Source organism: Nonomuraea sp. NPDC003754 (assembly GCF_053605785.1).
In genome coordinates this window covers 80,774-100,319 of sequence record NZ_JBSGJX010000037.1, presented here as the reverse complement: position 1 = coordinate 100,319, position 19,546 = coordinate 80,774, and the positions used below count along the sequence as shown (strand labels likewise).

The 19,546-nt window shown below is 71.9% G+C and carries 15 protein-coding genes; 12 read left to right on the top strand and 3 right to left on the bottom strand.

The window, feature by feature from the left end; all coding sequences use genetic code 11:
* Nucleotides 1-109 precede the first annotated feature (109 nt).
* Together ACWEVS_RS35070 and ACWEVS_RS35065 are read right to left on the bottom strand one after the other, a co-directional pair.
* Complete coding sequence (locus tag ACWEVS_RS35070) at nt 110-1,579, bottom strand: M81 family metallopeptidase (RefSeq protein WP_452554975.1); 1,470 nt, start codon at nt 1,577-1,579, stop codon at nt 110-112.
* A gap of 13 nt (nt 1,580-1,592) precedes the next feature.
* Nucleotides 1,593-2,741, bottom strand: coding sequence for an ROK family transcriptional regulator (locus ACWEVS_RS35065; RefSeq protein ID WP_452417674.1), 1,149 nt, complete (start codon nt 2,739-2,741; stop codon nt 1,593-1,595).
* A 211-nt stretch (nt 2,742-2,952) separates the two neighbouring features.
* Here ACWEVS_RS35065 and ACWEVS_RS35060 point away from each other — a divergent pair, with 211 nt between their 5' ends.
* The 7 genes from ACWEVS_RS35060 to ACWEVS_RS35030 all read left to right on the top strand — a co-directional run bounded on the left by ACWEVS_RS35060 (nt 2,953) and on the right by ACWEVS_RS35030 (nt 11,432).
* Nucleotides 2,953-4,776: a peptide ABC transporter substrate-binding protein gene (locus ACWEVS_RS35060; RefSeq protein WP_452554973.1), complete on the top strand. Its 1,824-nt coding sequence runs from the start codon at nt 2,953-2,955 to the stop codon at nt 4,774-4,776.
* Nucleotides 4,777-4,848: 72 nt separating this feature from the next.
* A complete protein-coding gene (locus ACWEVS_RS35055; RefSeq protein ID WP_449928123.1) occupies nt 4,849-5,808 on the top strand; it encodes an ABC transporter permease in 960 nt (319 codons plus the stop codon).
* The gene (locus ACWEVS_RS35050; protein ID WP_452554971.1) at nt 5,805-6,719 is read left to right on the top strand and encodes an ABC transporter permease; all 915 of its coding nucleotides are present in this window, start codon (nt 5,805-5,807) and stop codon (nt 6,717-6,719) included. Before ACWEVS_RS35055 ends, ACWEVS_RS35050 begins: the two co-directional genes overlap by 4 nt.
* A gap of 14 nt (nt 6,720-6,733) precedes the next feature.
* Nucleotides 6,734-8,815 (top strand): dipeptide ABC transporter ATP-binding protein, encoded by a 2,082-nt coding sequence (locus ACWEVS_RS35045; protein WP_452554969.1) that lies wholly within the window; start codon nt 6,734-6,736, stop codon nt 8,813-8,815.
* A 180-nt stretch (nt 8,816-8,995) separates the two neighbouring features.
* A complete protein-coding gene (locus ACWEVS_RS35040; protein ID WP_452554967.1) occupies nt 8,996-9,427 on the top strand; it encodes a hypothetical protein in 432 nt (143 codons plus the stop codon).
* Nucleotides 9,424-10,647: an NRAMP family divalent metal transporter gene (locus tag ACWEVS_RS35035; protein ID WP_452554965.1), complete on the top strand. Its 1,224-nt coding sequence runs from the start codon at nt 9,424-9,426 to the stop codon at nt 10,645-10,647. Before ACWEVS_RS35040 ends, ACWEVS_RS35035 begins: the two co-directional genes overlap by 4 nt.
* Complete coding sequence (locus ACWEVS_RS35030) at nt 10,644-11,432, top strand: hypothetical protein (RefSeq protein WP_452554963.1); 789 nt, start codon at nt 10,644-10,646, stop codon at nt 11,430-11,432. Before ACWEVS_RS35035 ends, ACWEVS_RS35030 begins: the two co-directional genes overlap by 4 nt.
* A gap of 83 nt (nt 11,433-11,515) precedes the next feature.
* On the opposite strand, the gene ACWEVS_RS35025 is transcribed toward ACWEVS_RS35030, so the two are convergent.
* Nucleotides 11,516-12,766 (bottom strand): C39 family peptidase, encoded by a 1,251-nt coding sequence (locus ACWEVS_RS35025; protein ID WP_452554961.1) that lies wholly within the window; start codon nt 12,764-12,766, stop codon nt 11,516-11,518.
* Between the two features lie 180 nt (nt 12,767-12,946).
* Here ACWEVS_RS35025 and ACWEVS_RS35020 point away from each other — a divergent pair, with 180 nt between their 5' ends.
* From ACWEVS_RS35020 to ACWEVS_RS35000, 5 genes are all read left to right on the top strand, one after another.
* Complete coding sequence (locus tag ACWEVS_RS35020; RefSeq protein ID WP_449928137.1) at nt 12,947-14,419, top strand: serine hydrolase domain-containing protein; 1,473 nt, start codon at nt 12,947-12,949, stop codon at nt 14,417-14,419.
* 131 nt (nt 14,420-14,550) lie between these two features.
* Nucleotides 14,551-16,098 (top strand): ABC transporter substrate-binding protein, encoded by a 1,548-nt coding sequence (locus ACWEVS_RS35015; RefSeq protein WP_452554959.1) that lies wholly within the window; start codon nt 14,551-14,553, stop codon nt 16,096-16,098.
* 1 nt (nt 16,099) lies between these two features.
* Complete coding sequence (locus ACWEVS_RS35010) at nt 16,100-17,044, top strand: ABC transporter permease (RefSeq protein ID WP_449928141.1); 945 nt, start codon at nt 16,100-16,102, stop codon at nt 17,042-17,044.
* Complete coding sequence (locus ACWEVS_RS35005; protein WP_354912715.1) at nt 17,041-17,835, top strand: ABC transporter permease; 795 nt, start codon at nt 17,041-17,043, stop codon at nt 17,833-17,835. The genes ACWEVS_RS35010 and ACWEVS_RS35005 overlap by 4 nt, the downstream gene beginning before the upstream one ends.
* A complete protein-coding gene (locus tag ACWEVS_RS35000) occupies nt 17,832-19,496 on the top strand; it encodes an oligopeptide/dipeptide ABC transporter ATP-binding protein (protein WP_452554956.1) in 1,665 nt (554 codons plus the stop codon). The genes ACWEVS_RS35005 and ACWEVS_RS35000 overlap by 4 nt, the downstream gene beginning before the upstream one ends.
* The last annotated feature ends 50 nt before the right edge of the window (nt 19,497-19,546 follow it).

Here is a 19,546-nt window from a genome sequence, read left to right as displayed (position 1 = left end):
GCCGATCTCGGCGCGGTCCACGCGGGCGGCACGTCCTGCTCGGTCTACTCGACCTTCGCCCCCGACCAGATCGCCTTCGTCGCCGACAACGTGGGTAGGCCTTCACCGGTCAGCCGGTGACGACGGTGAGGTCGGCGGTGAAGTCGCGGTCCAGCGGGAAGACGGGGCGGGCCAGCCGCTCGTACGGCAGCCGCGTCAGGTCCTGGTCGACGCCGCCCGGCGTGAGGGCCAGCAGCCAGTCGCCGGCCGCGTCGTACAGCTCGGGTTCGAGGTAGCCGATCTTCACGACGACCAGGTCCACCTCCGCGACGTCGACGCCGAGCCTGGTGTAGGAGGCCAGCTCGCGGTACTGCATGCGGCGGGAGGTGACGAACACGCTGAGCCCGCCGGTCCGCACGCTGACGCAGGTGCCGCCGTCGGGGTCGGCGGCGACGGCTTCGAGGACGCCGTCGATCGGCAGCGGTCCGGGGGCGCGGGTGTCGATGCGGCCGCCGACGCGCACGCTCACCGGCGAGCCGATCGGCAGGCTCGCCACCTGGGCCACGGCGTCGGGGTCGACCAGCGAGGCGAACACCGCCCTGACCGAGCCGTCGGCGACCTCCGGGCGGGCCAGCAGCCGGCCGAGGGCGAAGGTGACGTCGTCGGCGCCGCCGGCGCCGGGGTTGTCGCCGGAGTCGCTGATGAAGAACGGGCGCCGGGCCGGGTCCTTGACCGCCACCACGGCCTCGTCGAGGCAGGCGTCCATGGTGCCGGTCGGCGCGACGAAGGCGAACTCGTCGCGCGCCGCCCAGAACAGCTCGCCGAGCTCGCGGGCGGCCTCGGCGGTGGCGCTGGCGTCGGTGCCGGTGGCGACGACCGCGCCGCGACAGCGGGGCTCGTCGGCCCAGGCGAACCCGATCCACACGGCCGCGTCGATGACGCCGTCCCTGGCCTCGATCTCGGGGACGCGGGCGTACAGGCCGGCGGCGGGCTCGATCCTGGTGCTGGTCATCTCGCCGGGCAGCAGGATCGGCACGTGGACGAGCGCCTTGTGCGGGCGCTCGCCCCTGCGCAGCGCGTCGACGAGGTTGCGCGCGGCGCGCTCCCTGGTCTCCCACACGTCGACGTGGGGGGCGGTGCGGTAGCAGGTGAGCAGGTCGCAGCCGTGGAAGAAGTCGTGGGAGACGTTGCCGTGCAGGTCCATGGCGGCCGACAGGTACGGCTCGGGCCCGATCGCGGCGCGGATGGCGGCGACGAGCGCGCCTTCGGCGTCGTCGCGCCCGACGACGCTCATCGCCCCGTGGATGTCGAGCAGGACGCCGTCGACGGGGCCGGCCTGGGTCAGCCCTTCGACGATCTCGGCGGCCCACGCGTCGTAGGCGGCGGGGGTGACCGCGCCGCCGGGCAGGGCTCGGGCGTGGACGAGCGGGATCCATTCGACGCCTTCGGCCCAGGGGGCGGTGGGCGCGAGCCAGCCGTACCGCGCCAGGAGGGCGGCGCCGCGGGTGACCTCGAAGTCGTCGGTGGTGCTCAGGTGCGGCGAGAAGGTGCTGGACTCGATGTGGACGCCGCCGATGGCGATGCGGAGGGGGCGGGACACGGGTGGGGGCTCCTCAGGAGGGTCGGACGTCGGCCGACGCGCGGACCAGATGACCGAGGCCGAGCAGGGCCGCATCCGGGCCGACGACGCTGGCCTCGATGGACAGGGACTGGGTCATGGACGGCAGGCAGCGCTCGTAGAGCATGCTCCTGGCGGCTGCCACGTAGACGTCCAGGCTGGACAGCGCGCCGCCGATGACGACGGCGTCGGGGTTGAGGAAGTTGACCAGGCCGGACAGGGCGACGCCGAGCAGGCCGCCGGCGTGGCGGACCATGGTCACGACGGACGGTTCGGCGTTGACGGTCGCGGCGATGACGTCGCGGGTGGTGCTGACGGGCAGGCCGCGTTCCCCCAGCTGGCGGGCCAGGGCGGCGCCGCTGGCGACGGTCTCCAGGCAGCCGCGCGCGCCGCATGAGCACTCGCGTTCGCCGCTGTCGGCGACGCGGACGTGGGTGACGTCGCCGCTGAGGCCGCGGCCGCCGCGGTAGATCTGGCCGCCGCTGACCAGGCAGCCGCCGATGCCGGTGCCGGCCTTGACGTAGATCATGTCGCCGGTGTCCCTGCCGCGGGTGATGTGCTCGCCGATGGCGGCCGCCTTGGCGTCGTTGTCGACGACCACCGGCAGGCCGAGGCGCTCGCGCAGGCCGGCCTGCGCGTCGAAGCCGCTCCAGCCCGGCATTCTGGCCGGGCCGATCAGCCGGCCGCTGGGGTGTTCGACGGGTCCGGGGAGCGCGAGGCCGACGCCGAGGAAGGCCTGGCCCGCGGCGACGACATTTCGGACCCTGTCGAAGGCGGTCTCGACCGTGTCGAAGACCTCGCCGGGTCCTGCCGCTATGTCGATGGCGATCTCCTCGGTGGCCAGCAGCCGCCCGTCGGGGGAGCACAGGCCGACGCGGGCGTGCCCGGCGCCGAGTTCGGAGACGGCGTAGACGCCGCCGGCGTCTCGCAGGCGCAGGATGCGGGGCCGGCGCCCGCCGGTGGACCTGCCCACCCCCTCCTCGAGGATGGCGCCCTCCTCCAGCAGCCGCCGTACCACGCTGGAGACGGTCGACGGCGCGACCTGCAGGTTCTCCACGAGGTCGGCACGGGACGTGGCCTCGCCGCTGGCCAACAGGCTGAGCGCCTGCTCACGCAAGTTGGCGGGGCTCGTTGGGTCCGACATGCCTCTCCTCCCTACGGCCGGTCTCCCGGACCGCGATTGCACCGAGGCCCATCATGGACCACGCCGCACTTCGACTCTAACGCGAAATAAGTTAGCGAAACAAAGTGGTTAGTTCCGTTGACTTCGAACATATGCGTCTATACATTCTCCGGATTGAGCGCACCAGAGCCCCGAAAGCGCAGGGCCGGTGCCCGTCAATCGAGGAGATCCCATGGGGACCAGATTCCACAGGCGCGGACTCCGCGGCACCGTCGCCCTAGCGGGTGTGATGGCCGTCGGCCTGGGCCTGACCGCGTGCGGCGGCGCCGGCGGCGGCTCGCCGAAGGGCGCCCAGAACGGCGAGGGCGGCAGCCAGGGCAAGGACACCGTGACGGTCGCCCTGCGCACGCCCAACTGGATCCTGCCCATCTCGGCGCCCGGCTTCACCCAGGGCGAGAACGCCATCTTCGGCGCCGCGCAGTACCGTCACCTGTACGAGTACCGGCTGGACGGCTCGGCCGTCCACAACATCGACCCCGAGCGCTCGATGGCCGCGCCGCCCGAGGTCAGCGACGGCGGCAAGACCCTGACGATCACGCTGAAGGACAACACGTGGTCGGACGGCAAGCCCGTCACCACCCGGGACGTGCAGTTCTGGTACAACCTCGTCAGCGCGAACAAGGACAGGTGGGCCTCCTACCGGGCCGGCGGGTTCCCCGACAACATCACCGAGTTCAAGGTCAAGGACGAGAAGACCTTCTCCCTGACGACCACGAAGGTCTACAACACCGCCTGGTTCGTCGGGAACCAGCTCAACCGCATCGTCCCGATGCCCCAGCACGTCTGGGACAAGGACTCGGCCACGGGCACGGTGGGCGACCTCGACAAAACCCCCGAAGGTGCGAAAAAAGTCTTCGACTTCCTGCTGGCCGCCGCCAAGGATCCCAAGACGTACGCGACCAACGAGCTGTGGCAGGTCAACAGCGGCCCGTGGAAGCTGGAGAAGTACGTGCCGAACGGCGAGGTCGTCCTCGCCGCCCGCGACAACTACTCCGGCACCGACAAGCCGAAGCTGAAGAAGGTGGTGCTCCGGCCGTTCACGGGTGACGACGCGGAGTTCAACGTGCTGCGCGCCGGCGACATCGACTACGGCTACCTGCCCCCCGCCAACCTGTCGCAGCGCAAGTACCTCGAGTCCAAGGGCTACACGATCTCGCCCTGGTACGGCTGGTCCATCACCTACCTGCAGCTGAACTACAACAACCCCACCTCGGGGCCGCTGTTCAAGCAGCTGTACCTGCGGCAGGCCATGCAGATGCTCATCGACCAGCCGACCATCAGCAAGGTCGTCTGGTCCGGCATGGCCGCGCCGACGTGCGGGCCCGTCCCGAGCAAGCCGGGCACCAACGGGAGCGGGGAGGGCTGCGTCTACGGCTTCGACCCCGCCAAGGCCAGGCAGCTGCTGGAGAGCAACGGCTGGAAGGTGACCCCCGACGGGCGGACCACCTGCGAGAAGCCGGGCAGCGCGGCCGGCCAGTGCGGCGAGGGCGTCAAGGCGGGCACGCCGCTTGCCTTCACGGTCACCAGCCAGACCGGCTTCGCGGCGACGACGAAGATGTTCGCCGAGATCAAGTCGCAGATGGCCAAGGTCGGCATCGAGCTGACCATCAAGGAGGTGCCGGACTCCGTCGCGGTCACCCCGATCTGCAAGCCGTCCGAGGCGAGCTGCACGTGGGACATGTCCTTCTTCGGTTCCCAGGGCAGCTGGTACTACCCGGCCTTCGCCAGCGGCGAGCGGCTGTTCGCCACCGGCGCGCCGGTCAACCTGGGCAGCTACAGCGACCCCGAGGCCGACCGGCTCATCGAGGCGACGCAGTTCTCCACCGACGAGGCCACGCTCAAGGCCTACAACGACCACCTGGCAAAGAACCTGCCGGTGCTGTGGATGCCGAACCCCGTCTACCAGATCTCGGCCTTCCGGGCGGATCTGCAGGGGGTCGACCCGCAGGACCCGATGAACGGCATGTTCTTCCAGGACTGGGCCTGGAAGAGCTGACGCAGCGACCGTCCCCGATCCCGGCGGCCCGCGACAGGGCCGCCGGGGTCCCCGGAACAAGGAGGGGCCTCCGTGGCCCGGTATCTGATCACGCGCCTGGGCCAGGCCCTGGTCATCGTCGTGCTCGTCACGATGATCACGTTCGTCATCCTGCATCTGCTGCCCGGCGGCGTGGCGCGGGCCACGCTGGGCAAGGAGGCGACGCTGGAGCAGCTGGCGGCCTTCAACCACGAGATGGGCTACGACCAGCCGTGGGCGCAGCAGTACGTGATGTACGTCCAACGCCTGCTGAGCGGCGACCTCGGCTACTCCTTCCAGCTCAACCAGTCGGTCACCGAGGCCATCGGCCAGCGGCTGCCCAAGACCATGGTGCTGTCGCTGCTGTCGACGCTGCTGGCCATCGTCGTGGCCGTCCCGCTGGGCGTCGTGCAGGCGGTGCGGCGCAACAGGTGGCCCGACTACGCCATCACCGCCCTGTCCCTGCTGGCCTACGCCACCCCGATCTTCTTCCTGGGCCTCATGATGATCATTGTCTTCTCGCAGGTCTGGCCGATCCTGCCGCCCGAGGCGCCGCAGGGCTTCACCCTGGGTGAGGTGCTGGCCGACCCCGCGGGCCTGGTCCTGCCGACCGTGACCCTGGCCGTCGTGACCATCGCGGTGTACTCGCGCTACGTGCGCTCCTCGATGGTCGACAACCTCAACGAGAACTACGTGCGCACCGCCCGGAGCAAGGGCCTGTCCGAAGGGCGGGTGGTCGGCCTGCACACCCTGCGCAACGGCCTGTTCCCCGTCATCACGCTGCTCGGCATGTACCTGCCCGCGCTGTTCAGCGGCGCGCTGGTGGTGGAGTCGTTGTTCAACTTCCCCGGCATGGGACAGCTGTTCTGGCAGGCCGCGCTGAAGCGCGACTTCCCGATCCTGTTCGGCGTCACCCTGATCATCGCGGTCGCCACCGTGGTCGGCGCGCTGCTGGCCGACCTGCTCTACGCGGTGGCCGACCCCAGGGTGCGGCTCAGGGCGGGCCGCGCATGATCACCTCGACCGAGACGACCGAGACGACCGGGACCCCCCTCGACGCCGACGACGCGCCGGTGCGCGGCCTGTGGCGTCAGGGCCTGTCGGTCTTCGCCGAGAACCGCCTGGCCCTGGTGGGGCTGGCGCTGTTCGTCGTGCTGGGCACGATCTGCTTCCTCGGCCCGCTGTTCTACCAGACCGACCAGGTGCACACCGACCTCGCGTCGGTCCACCTGCCACCGGGTACGGCCGGGCACCCGCTGGGAACCGACGGCGTCGGCTACGACCAGCTGGGCCGCCTCATGCTCGGCGGGCAAACCTCCCTCGTGGTCGGCCTGGCCGCGGGTGTCCTGGCCACCTTCGTGGGGACGCTGTGGGGGGCGATCGCCGGGTTCGCCGGCGGCTGGGTGGACGCGGCCATGATGCGCGTGGTCGACGCCATGATGTCGATCCCGTCGCTGTTCCTGTTCATGCTGATGGCCACGATCGTCACACCGAGCGTGCCGATGCTGATCCTGATCATCGGTGCGTTCGCCTGGCTCGGCCCGGCCAGGCTGGTGCGCGGCGAGGCGCTGACCCTGCGTTCTCGCGAGTACGTGCACGCCATGCGGTCCATGGGCGGCACCGGCGGCAGGGCCGTACGCCGGCACATCATCCCCAACGCCATCGGCACCGTGATCGTCAACGCGACCTTCCAGGTGGCCGACGCCATCCTCTACGTCGCCTACCTGTCCTTCCTCGGGCTCGGCGTGCCGCCACCGGCCGCCAACTGGGGCGGGATGCTGTCCGACGGCCTGGCCGACACCTACAGCGGCCACTGGTGGCTGCTGTACCCGCCCGGCATCGCCATCATCCTCATCGTGCTCGCCTTCAACTTCATGGGCGACGGGCTGAGGGACGTCTTCGAGGTCCGCCTCCGGCGGCGCTAGCAGGAAACGGGAACATGAGCGCACCGATCGACGCGAGCACGCCCGTGCTGCGGCTGCGTCACGTCAGCACCGACATCACGCTGCGCCGGGGTGTCGTCCACGCACTCGACCGGGTCGACCTGGAGGTACGGCAGGGCGAGACGCTCGGCGTCGTGGGCGAGTCGGGCAGCGGCAAGACGATGACCGCGCTGTCGGTCATGGGGCTGCTCCCCCACGGCGGCCGTGTCGTCGGCGGGGAGATCCTCTTCGAAGGCCAGGACCTGCTGTCGCTGCCGCCCGCCGAGGTGCGCGCGATCCGCGGCGTCCGCATGGGCATGGTCTTCCAGGATCCGCTCACCTCGCTCAACCCGACGATGCGGATCGGCGCGCAGGTGTCCGAGCCGCTGCGCGTCCATCAGGGCGTCAGCAAGGCGGAGGCCCGCGAGCGGGCCGTCGAGATCCTGCGCAGGGTCGGGATGCCCCGCCCCGAGAAGATCATCGACGCCTATCCCCACCAGCTGTCGGGCGGCATGCGCCAGCGGGTCGTCATCGCCATGGCGCTGGTCTGCTCTCCACGGCTGCTGATCGCCGACGAGCCGACGACGGCGCTCGACGTGACCACGCAGCGGCAGATCCTCGACCTGATCGACGACCTGCGCGAGGAATACGAGATGGCGGTCATCCTGGTCACCCACGACCTCGGGGTGATCGCCAGCAGGGCCGACAGGGTGGCGGTGATGTACGCGGGCCGGGTGGTGGAGTCGGCGGCGACCGCGGACCTGTTCCGCTCGCCACGGCACCGCTACACCGAGGCGCTCATGGAGTCGCTGCCCGGCGCCGCCGCCCGCGAGAACGGCTCGCGCGCCAGGCTCTACAGCATCCCCGGGCTGCCGCCCGACCTGTCCAGGCCGCTCACCGGCTGCAGGTTCGCCTCGCGCTGCCGGCATGTCACGCAGGCGTGCCGTACCACCGAGGTGGTCCTGACGGGTGAGGAGCACCGGCACGCCTGCCTGCACCCGGTCGCCGAGCCGCCTGTCACGGCTCGTGCGGTCACGCCGGCCGTGCCCGCCGCCGTGACCGCCACCGCAACCGGCTCCGTGCCTGGCTCCGCACCCGGCTCCGGGCCCGCGGAAGGGCCTGACGTTCCCGCGGTGGAGCCGATCCTGTCGGTCCGCGGCCTGGTCAAGAACTACGAGGCGGCCGGTGGCGGGCTGCGCCGCCGTACCGGGCAGGTGAGCGCGGTCGCGGGGGTGTCGTTCGACGTTCGGCCCGGCGAGACGTTCGGGCTCGTCGGCGAGTCGGGGTGCGGCAAGTCCACGGTGGGCAGGTTGGTCGTCGGGCTGGAGCAGCCGTCGGACGGGCGGATCGTCGTCGACGGCGCCGACATCGCCACGCTGGACCGGCGGGCGCGCCGCCGGATGCACCGGCAGGTGCAGCTGATGTTCCAGGACAGCTACGCGGCGATGAACCCGCGGATGCGCATCGACGCGATCCTCTCCGAGCCGCTGGAGATCCAGCAGGACGGTGACCCCGGCACGCGCCGGTCCCGCGTCGCCACCCTGCTGGACCAGGTGGGGCTGTCGCGGCGGGTGCTGGAGCGCTACCCGCACGAGTTCTCCGGCGGGCAGTTGCAGCGCATCGGGCTGGCCAGGTCGCTGGCGCTGCGGCCACGGCTGATCGTCGGCGACGAGCCGGTGAGCGCGCTGGACGTGTCGATCCAGGCGCAGGTGCTCAACCTGATGCGGGACCTGCAGCGGGAGCTGGATCTGGCCTACGTGTTCATCAGCCACGACCTGTCCGTCGTCGACTACATGGCCGACCGGATCGGCGTCATGTACCTGGGCAAGCTCGTCGAGGTCGGCCCGGCGCACGACGTGGTGCGGGCGGCCAGGCACCCGTACACGCAGGCGCTGATCGACGCCGTCCCGGCCGCCGAGCCCGGCGTGGCCGTCCGGCCGAGCGTCGCCATCAGCGGGGAGTTGCCCAGCGCGCAGAACCCGCCGTCGGGGTGCAGGTTCAGGACCCGGTGCCCGTTCGCCGAGCAGATCTGCGAGAGCGAGCCGCCGCTGACGGGCGGCGCGCACCAGGTGGCCTGTCACTTCCCGCTGCGCGGCTGAGGTCGCCCACCACGCGTCAGGGCACGGACGCACCGCCAGGCTCGGGAACGCCGAGGATTAGGCGCGTTTCCAGGGGTAGATGATCGGCGTGAAGGATGAAGGGCTGGTGTTGCTCGCCGCCTGGGGGCAACTGATCGGGCTGCTGGCGCTGCTCGGTTATTTCCTGCTCAGCAGGCACTCGTGAGGCGCGCGCTCGCCGTGGCCGCGATCGTCCTGGCGGCCGGCGGGTGTGCGAGCCCGGCGTGGAGCGATCACGACTACGCGCTGAAGGCGGGGGCGACGGCCGAGGCCGCCGCCTCCAGCGTGGAGCTGGTACGGCTGGCCGTGGCCGGCCGCGACAAGCTAACCACCCCCTGTCTGACGATCCTCCTGACCGAGGCGGCGCGCGACCTGGGGAGCGTGAACGACCAGTTCAGCGCGGTGCAACCGCCGTCGAAGGCGGCCGACCAGGTGCGCGCCCAGGTGACGGGTCTGACCTCCGCCGCGGCCGATGAGGTGCAGGAACTGCTGATCGAGGTCAGGCGCGACGGCATCGAGGAGCCGCGGCGAGCCGTACGGAACCTGAGCGCGCTGGGCGCCGCGTTGCGGGCTTTCGGGCAGGCCCACCAGTGAAGAAGCTGTTCGGCGTGACGCTCGGCATCCTCACCGCGATCGGCGGTTTCGTCGACATCGGCGACCTGGTGGCCAACTCGCTGGTGGGCGCCAGGTTCGGGATGTCGCTGGCCTGGGTGGTGGTGGTCGGCGTCGCGGGCATCTGCCTGTTCGCCGAGATGTCAGGACGCATCGCCGCCGTCTCCCAGCGCCCGGTCTTCGACCTGGTCAGGGAGCGGCTCGGACCCCGGGCCGGGCTGGTCAACCTGGGCGCGTCCTTCGGCATCAACCTGTTGACGCTGGCCGCCGAGATCGGCGGCGCCGCGCTCGCGCTGGAGCTGGCCACCGGAATGAACTATCTCCTGTGGGTGCCCGGAGTCGGGCTGGTGGCCTGGCTGGTGATGTGGCGGGTGCGGTTCTCCACCATGGAGCGGGTCTTCGGCCTGGCCGGGCTGGCGCTGATCGTGTTCGTCGGCGCCCTGTGGCAGCTCGGCCCCGACTGGGGCGAACTGGCCCACCAGGTGACCCACCCGCCGCCCGATGAGGGCGCGCCGACCTACTGGTACTACGCCATCGCGCTGCTGGGCGCGGCGATGACGCCGTACGAGGTGTTCTTCTTCTCCTCCGGAGGCGTGGAGGAGCGCTGGACCCGCGAAGACCTGGGCGAGGCCAGAGCGAACGTGTTCGTCGGCTTCCCGCTGGGCGGGTTGCTGTCGCTGGCCATCGCCGCGTGCGCCGCCACGGTGTTCCTGCCGCTCCACATCGAGGTGGACACGCTCGGCCAGATGGCGCTGCCGGCCGGACTGGCGCTCGGGCAGGCCGGGCTGGCCGCGGTGATCTTGGGGGTGTTCGCCGCCACCTTCGGCGCCACGCTGGAGACCGCGCTGTCGTCCGGCTACACCGTCGCCCAGTACTTCGGCTGGCAGTGGGGCAAGTTCGTCAAGCCCAAGGACGCGGCCAGGTTCCATGTGACCCTGCTGCTCGCGGTGATCGTGGCCACCGCGCTGATCCTCACCACGATCGATCCGATCAAGGTGACCGAGTACTCGCTGGTCCTGTCGGCCGCCGCACTCCCCCTCACCTACCTGCCGGTCCTGATGATCGCCAACGACCCCGACTACATGGGCGAGCACGTCAACGGGCGCCTGTCCAACGCCCTGGGCACCGCCTACATGATCCTGCTCCTCGTGGTCGCCGCGGCGGCGATCCCGCTGATGCTCGCGACCAAGGCGGGACAATGACGGCCGCCAGGACCCTGCACGCCCAGCTCCACCTGCTCGACAGGCAGCTGGTCAGGGCGGACGACGACAGCCTGGCCGGCAAGGTCGACGACCTGGCCCTCGCCTTCGACGACCGGGGCCGGCCGTACGTGGCCGCCGTCCTGACCGGGCCGCTGGCACTCGGGCCGCGCATCGGCGGGGTGGTGGGCCGCCTGATGGTGTCGGTGACCGAGCTGTTCCGTCCCGAGGAGGACCCGGCGCCGCAGCGGATCCCCATGGAGCTGGTCTCCGACATCGGCAGCGCGATCAGGGTCGGCGGCGACCTTCAGGAAGCGGCGCTGGAACGCTGGGCGCGGGCGCACCTCATCGCTCCGCTGCCCGGCAGCGGCGCCACCTCCGGCGGGCCCGATCATCGTCCATCGCGCAGGAGCCAGCCGGTCGACGAGCTGCGCCTGGGCCCGCTCATCGGCCGCCCCGTCGCCGACGCGACCGGCGCCGTGGTGGGCCAGGTGGCCGACGTCCAGCTGAGCCAGGACGGGCCGATGCTCGGCCAGGTGCAGCACGCCCTGCGGGTCTCCGGGCTCATCGTCGTGCCGCGCAACACGGGCCAGCTGTTCGGCTACGAGCGGGGACCTGGCGGGCAGAGTCCCTGGCTGGTGCGCGTCGTCATCCGCCGGCTGCACCGCCACAGCCGCTACGTGAGGTGGGAGCAGATCGAGTCGCTGGAGCCACACGTACGGCTGGCCGTACCGGCCGCCGACCTGGCCCCTCTGTCCAGCCTGTATCAGCCGCAGCCGCACACCTAGCCCGCCTCCTCGAACCTGACGGTACGCGAGGCGGGTGGCGCACCAGCCGGCCGTCCTTCACCGGCCCGGTCGGGACCGAGGGGTCACCAGTTGGCGGGCAGCCCCGGGGTGGTGGCAGGCAGGGCGTGGCCCGGCGGGTGGATGACGTAGACGATGCCGCCGCTGCTGGAGCTGCGCAGCCAGACGTTCTCGAAATCGGCCCTCGGGTAGATCCGGCGCACGGCGTCGTTGCTCGGCGAGGCGGGGTCGTTGGCGATCACGTCGCCGGTGGCGGTGAAGCCGACCACCACCATGATGTGGCCGTCGGTGCCGTAGCCGGCGCCGGGCAGCTCGCCCTTCTTGAACGACTGGGAGGTGATCACCGGGATGCCGGCGGTGATCAGGCGTTCCAGCTCGGTCAGCGACCGCAGCCGGGTGACGAACCCCTCCAGGCCGTAGCGGCCGGCGTAGGCGGTGTTGAACGGCCAGTTGCCCGCCCCCTGGTAGGCGTGGTCGTAGGTGTACCGGGCGGCGTGGTCCACCTCGGGGTTGGGGTCTGCGGCGTCGACCCAGGAGGTGTCCTGGGCGCTTGGCCACCTGTCCCAGTAGCCCAGCACCATCGTGGTGGAGGTCGGGCTGCACCAGGCCTGGCCGCCGCCGTCCCATTCGGGGTAGTGGCCCTGGTGGATGCTCTGCGAACGGCGGGGCACGTTCAGCTCGGTCCCCCACGCGCCGCCGCCGGGGCTGACCGGCACGGTCTTGCGCTCGGGGACGGCCGAGGCCATCGCGCCGAGCGTCTTCACCACCGGCGTCGCGGCGGAGCCTGGTGCGCGGTGCAGCGTGACGCGCAGCTGGTAGGCGGTGATCGGCTTGCCGGTCGCGGCGACGAAGGTGTCGACGGACACGGTGCCGTCGGCATCGGCCTGGCCCGGCACGGAGGTGCGGCGGATGTCGGCCTCGCCGTACGCCCAGCGGCCCAGCACGTACCACGTGGTCGCCCCGGCGGCGTGACGGCCGCGCATCTCGACCTGCAGCCAGCTTCCGGGGGGTGTGTCGGCGGTCCAGGAGGCGACCAGTTCGGTGGCGGCGAAGCCGATCGGCCGCTCAGGGCCGGTCCATCGGGCGTACTCCCAGGTCCTGGTGCCCAGCGCGTCGGTGTAGGAGGTGGTCCCGGCCGGGGAGGCGAATGTCAGGGTGTCGCCGGCCGTCACACCCTCGGCGGTGCCGGAGGCGAACGCGGCCCGCTGGTAGACGACGTCCGCCGGGCCAGGTGGCGGTTTCAGCTCGGCGGCGGCGGACGGGGTGACGGTCGTGGTCAGCAGGACGGCGGAGAGGAACACGGTCAGCACGCGCATGGGCTCACCTTGGCTGGGGGACTCTCGACGTCGCAGACGGTAGAGACTCCGGCCGCATCACGCATCGGGGAGTTTACGTATTGCCACAGGCCCGCCTTGTGCCAGGAGGACAAAGAACGGCGGGCATCCGTCGTCGCGTACGCCAAAGGGCGGCGCGGGTCGCCTGGTGATACTGGCAGCATGGATCTCGAACGAGTCAAGCGCGAGGTATTCTCGCTGGTCAGCCCGCACACGCCAGGTCTGGCCGTAGGAGTGTACGCCGACGGAGCCGCGGTGCTCACGGTCGCCCAGGGGGCGGCGTGCGTGGAGTTCGGCGTACCGGTCGACGAGCGCACCCGGTTCGACATCGCCAGCGCGAGCAAACAGTTCACGGCGGCGTGCGTGCTCCTGCTGGAGCGTGACGGGAAGCTGGGGCTCGACGACGACGTGCGCAAGCACGTGCCGGAGCTGAGCCTGGAGGTGCCGGTGACACTGCGGCAGTGCCTGCAGCACACCGGCGGCCTGCCGGAGTGGTACGGGCTGCAGGCGCTGACGGGTGTGCCGCTGCCCGAGATGACCGAGCAGCGGCTGCTGGAGGTGCTGGCGGGCATCCGCAGGACGACGTTCGAGCCGGGCACCGCTTTCGCCTACTCCAACACCGGCTACGTGCTCGCGGCGGTCGTGGTCAACCGGGTCACGAACACGTCGCTGGCGCGGTTCGCGCGGGAGCGGCTCTTCGAGCCGCTGGGGATGGCCGATTCGGTGTTCAGGGACGACGCGTCGGTGCCGCTGGAGCGGCTGGCGTACGGCTATGCCAACGCGGAGGGAGAACCGCGCCGAGCCGACACCCAGGAGAGCGCCGTCGGCGACGGCGGGCTGGTGACCAGCGTGGCGGAGCTCGCGCCGTGGTTCGGCTTCCTGGCCGACGGGCGGGTGCTCGGCGCCGACCTGCGCGACCGGCTGCTGGAGCGGGGTGTGCTCGCCGACGGGACGGTCCAGCCGTACGCGCTGGGGATCTATCACGGCGACGACTGGTTCGGCCACGCGGGCGGCATGCACGGCTACCGGTCGAACCTGCTGTATCTGCCCGATCCGGGTGTCGGCATCGCGGTGCTGTCCAACCAGACGGCGATCGATCCGGTGCGGCTGTCTCACCGGCTGGTGCGGCTGCTGCTCGGCGCGGCGGAGCCGCCGAAGCCCGCGCCCGCGGCGTCGGCGCCGCCGGAGCGGCTGCACTGGCACGATCCGGCCGGGGACGGCACGCTGACCCTCGAACCCGCCGACGGGCGCCTCGTGATCGCGGACGTGGGGGCGTTCACCGCCGGCGCCGACGGACGCTGGCACGGGACAGGTGACGCCGAGGGCGCCTGGCTGGAGATCGACGGTGACCGGATGTTCCTGCGCGTCGGCCCCCCGTCGCGCCCGCCGGTCGTCTTCCACGCCGCGTCGCCGCCCTCGGACGCGCCGATGCCCGACGGCGTCTTCCACAGCCGGGAGCTCGACATCGCCGCCACCGTGCGAGACGGCCAGGTGCGCTTCGGCCGCGAGCTGAAGCTGCCGGTGACTCCCGCGCCGGGCGGAGCGTGGGAGGCCGGGCCGTTCACGCTCCGTCTCCACGAGGGCGACCTGCTGGTGAGCGGCGGCGGCCTGCGCCGGATGCGCTTCGACGGCTGATTGGCCTGGAGGACGAGGCGGGGGCCGGCGGTTTTGGCTGCCGGGTCAGTGAACAGCGGCTGTCCGGCTCCTACCGTCCGACTGTCCCCGCCCGAACCTTCCCAAGGTGGTTCCATGACAGAGGTGGTTCCATGACATCCGCGAAGGCTGCCACCGCCGCCGTCGTACTCGCGCTCGTCACCGCCTGCTCCTCCGGCGGAGCCGCGCCACCGGCCCGCGACTCCCTGGTCTGGGCCACCGCCAGCCCGCCCAACAGCCTGGACATCGCACACGGCTTCAACAACGCCTCGACCCTCATCCAGTCCGCCGTCCTCGACACGATGCTCACCCTCGACACCCGGGGCGCGCCCGCACCCCGGCTGGCGACGGAATGGACGCAGCCGGACCCGGCCACCTACCTGTTCACGCTGCGCAAGGGCGTGCGCTTCGCGGACGGCACTCCGCTGACGGCCGACGACGCGGCGTTCTCGCTGCGCCGCCACCTGGATCCGAAGGTCGCCTCGCAGGCCGCCAGCTACTTCACGACGGTCAAGCAGGTCGAGGCGGTCGGCGACGGCCAGGTCAAGGTCACGCTGAAGCGGCCGAACCCCGCGTTCCTGGCCATGGCGGCGATCGCCTGGCAGGTGACGCCGCGCAAGCTCGCCGAGACGCATCCTCAGGACCTGGGCAGCCCCGAGGTCGGCACGATGGGCACCGGCCCGTTCAAGGTGGCGAAGTTCTCGCTCACCTCGGGCGTGGTCCTGGAGCGCAACCCTTCGTACTGGGGCCGGCCGCCCGCGCTGCGCACGGTCGAGTTCAAGACCATCACCGACCCGGAGACGCTGCGGCTGGCCGTCAGGTCGGGCGAGGTGGACGCCACCGACGGCCTCACTGTCCGTGACGCCCGCAAGTGGACCGGCCTGCCCGGTGTCAGGACGATCTTCTACCCGGGCAACAACATCGGCTACCTGTCGCTGGCGGTCACGTCGGGCCCGCTGAAGGATCTGCACGTACGGCGGGCCATCGCGCACGCGGTCAACCGCCGGGCGGTGTCGGACCTGATGACCGCCGGTCACGGCGCGCCGGCGGCGACCGTGCTGCCGGCCCCTCAGCTGGCGGCGCTGTACGGCGACAGCCTCCCGTCCCTGCCGGCCCACCCCTACGACGTGCAGCGGGCCAAGGCCGAGCTGGCCAGGTCCGCCTACCCGCAGGGGTTCGACCTGGCGGTGCCGTACGCGAGCACCGGCGACAGCGGCACGGTCATGCAGGCCGTCGCCGCCGACCTGGCCAAGATCGGTATCAGGCTCACCCTGGAGCCGAGCCCCGCCGACCAGTACCGGTCGCGGATGATGCAGCACGACCGCCTGTCGATCCAGTACGTCAACCTGGCCTACGGCACACCCGACCCGCTCGAGGTCCTGCCCGACATGGTCAGCCGCGCCGCGGCCGAGCCTGAGGGCTTCAACTTCTCCGGCTACGGCACCGCCGCCACCGACAGGCAGCTGGACGCCCTGGCCTCGGCGACCGGTCAGGACAGGAAGGCGCTGGTCACCGCGCTGCTGACGGAGGTCGCCGAGCAGGTGCCGTACATCCCGCTGTTCTCCACCGACTACGCCGTCGCGCTGAGCGAGAAGTTCACGGGCACGTTCACCACCTGGTCCGCCGACGCAATCGCCTCGCTCCGCCCGGCGGGCCGCTGAGATGGCGGTCGTCAAGCGCCTGTGCGCCGCCGTACTCCTGCTCGGGGTGCTGTCCGTGCTCACCTACGGGCTGCTCGCCGCGGCGCCTGGCGGTCCCGAGCAGGTGCTGCTCGGCGGGCGCCCGTCCACGCCGGAGACCAGGGCGGCGATCCGCGAGCAGTACCACCTGGACGACCCGTTCCCGGTCCGCTACGCACGCTGGCTGGGCGACGCGCTGCGGGGCGACTTCGGCACCTCGATCTCCTCCCGCGAACCGGTCACCGCGGTGATCGCCGACCGCCTGCCGGTGACGGCCGGGCTGGCCGGCTACGCGCTGGTGCTGACGGTCGTGGTGGGCGTGCCGGCCGGACTCGCCGCGGCGATGCGGCGCGGCGGCAGGCTGGACCAGGGCATCACGCTGACGTCGCTGGTCGCGCTGTCGATCCCGCCGTTCGCGCTGAGCATCCTGCTGCTGTACGGCTTCGCGGTCGCGCTGGGCTGGTTCCCGGTCTTCGGCGCCGGCGACACCCCGATGGAGCGCATCGTGCACCTCACGCTGCCCGCGATCGCGCTGGCCACCGGGCAGGCGGCGATCGTCGTCAGGCAGATGCGCGCCGCCGCGCTCGACCTGGCCGCGCAGGACTTCCTGACCTTCGCCAGGGCGCGCGGGCTGCCCAGGCGGCGGGTGTGGGTCAGTTACGCGTTGCGCAACGCGGCGCTGCCCGTGCTGACCGTGGGCGGGCTGCTTCTGGCGGCCAACCTGACGGGCTCGGTCTTCGTCGAGCAGGCCTTCGGGCTGCACGGGCTGGGCGCGCTGCTGGTCGGCGCGGTCGGCCAGAAGGACATCCCGGTGGTGCAGGCGCTGGTGCTGCTCGGCGGCGCGATCGTGATCGTGGTGAACCTGCTGATCGACCTCGCCTATGTGGCCGTCGATCCCCGGGTGAGGCACAAGGCGGCCGCGGCATGAGGGCGATCCTGTTGACCGTCCTGAGCCTGGCGGCGGTGGCCGCCGTGGCCGGCTCGTGGCTGGCGCCGTACGATCCGGCGGCACAGGATCTCGCGCTCGGCGCGGTGGGGCCGAGCGCCGCGCACTGGCTGGGCACCGACGACCTGGGCCGCGACGTGCTGTCGCGGTTGCTGGCCGGTGCCGGTTCGGCACTGATGTGGCCGGTGCTCGTCGCCGTCTGCACGACGCTGCTGAGCACGACGCTCGGGCTGCTGGCCGGCTACCGGCTGGGCTGGGTGGACACGCTGCTCATGCGCGCGGCCGACCTGGCGATCGCGCTGCCGGGCATGCTCGTGCTGATCGTCGTGGTCGGCGTGGTCGGCGGCGGGTACGGCTGGGCGGTGCTGGCCATGGCGGTGCTGTTCACGCCGGGCGACATCCGGGTGATCCGCAGCCTCACCCTCGCCCAGCGCGAGCTGGCCTACGCCGAGGCGGCGCGCACGCTGGGCCTGCGCCCGTCGCGGATCATGTTCAGGCATCTGCTGCCGAACGTGGCGCCCACCGTGGTGGCCAACACGCTGTTGAGCTTCGTGGCGGCGCTGGTGGCGCTGGCGGGCCTGTCGTTCCTGGGTGTCGGCCTGCCCGCCGGCACGCCCGACTGGGGCCTGATGGTCGAGGAGAACCGCGGGCTGCTGGACCTGAACCCGTGGGCCTCGATCGCGCCCGCGGCCCTGATCACCGTGGTCGCGTGCGCGGCCACCCTGCTGGGCGACCGCGCGTTCGAGTCGCTGTCGAAGGGAGGCCTGCGGTGAGGATCTCCGAGCTGCGTGTCTCAGGGTCCGGCCTCATCGTCGACGGGGTGGACCTGGAGGTCGCCCGCGGCGAGATGGTGGGCCTGGTCGGCGAGTCCGGCAGCGGCAAGTCGCTCACCGCGCGGGCGGCCGCGGGCCTGCTGCCCAAGGGGTTGCACGCCACCGGCTCGATCACGCTCGACGGCCGGGAGCTGCTCGGAGCGCGCGAGCGGGTGTTGCGCTCGGTGCGCGGGACCCGGGTGAGCCTGCTCATGCAGGACCCGTTCGCCGTGCTGAACCCCCTGCGGACGGCGGGCGCCCACGTCGCGGAGTCGTTGCGGGGGCGCAGGGACCGGGCGGAGGTGCTGCGCCGGCTGGCCGAGGTGGGCATCGACGATCCTGCCGCGGCCGGGCGCTACCCGTTCCAGCTGTCGGGCGGCATGCGGCAACGGGTGGCGCTGGCCGCCGCGCTGGCGGCGGACCCGGAGCTGCTGATCGCCGACGAGCCCACCACCGCGCTGGACGCCAGTACGCAGCACGAGATCCTCATGCTGGTCAAGGGGATCCAGCGGGCGCGCGGCATGGGTGTCCTGCTGATCACCCACGATCTGCGGGTGGCCTTCGAGCTGTGCGACCGCGTGGCGGTCATGTACGCCGGACGCATCGTCGAGCAAGGACCCGCCGCGGGGATGGGCAGCACGCCGGCGCATCCGTACACGGCGGGACTGCTGGCGGCCGTGCCGACGGTCGAGCGGCGGCTGCCCCGGCTGACCGGCATCAGGGGCAGCGTGCCCGCCGCGGCGGAGGTGACGGAGACGTGCGCGTTCGCCTCCCGCTGCGACCAGGCGACGCCCGAGTGCGCGCACGCCCGGCCGCCGCTGCGCGAGCTGGGCCCGGACCGGCTCACCGCCTGCCTGCACGACGTGCGCCCCCGGATCCGCGCCGAGGACGGTCCGCTGGACCACCGCCGGGTCGCCGCCGACCAGGTGCTGCGCGTCACGGACCTGCGCAAGACCTACGGCTCGCACGTCGCGCTGGGCGGCGTCTCCCTGCACGTCGACCGTGGCGAGACCGTCGGTGTCGTCGGCGGTTCCGGCTCGGGCAAGACCACGCTGGCCCGCTGCGTGCTGGGCCTGGTCCGGCCGGACTCGGGCACGATCGAGCTGGCCGACCCGGTGCGGCCACGGCATCGGCTGGTGCAGTGCGTCTTCCAGGACCCGTCGACCTCGCTCAACCCTGCCTTGACGGTCGGCGCCACGCTGGCGGAGGCGGCGGCGCAGGGCCCGGCGGAGGGCGGGCACACCGTGGCCGAGCTGCTCGAGCTGGTGGGGCTGCCCGCCGCGTACGCGGACCGGAGGCCGGCCGGGTTGTCGGGCGGCGAGCGGCAGCGGGTGGCCATCGCCAGGGCGTTGTCCGTGCGGCCGGAGCTGCTGATCTGCGACGAGCCGGTGGCCTCGCTGGACGTCTCGGTCCAGGCACACGTTCTGGAGCTGTTGCGGGAGGTCGGCATCAGCATGGTGTTCGTCACCCACGACCTGGCGGTCGTCAGGCAGATGGCCGACCGGCTGGTGGTGCTCTCGCGGGGCGAGGTGGTGGAGAGCGGCGACACGGCGGAGGTGCTCGACGCCCCTGCGCACGCCTACACGCGCAGGCTGCTGGCCGCCGTACCCGCCAAGCCCTGATATTTCATCCATTCGTACATAGCGCCCGCGATGGCGGGCAAGGGAGCCTA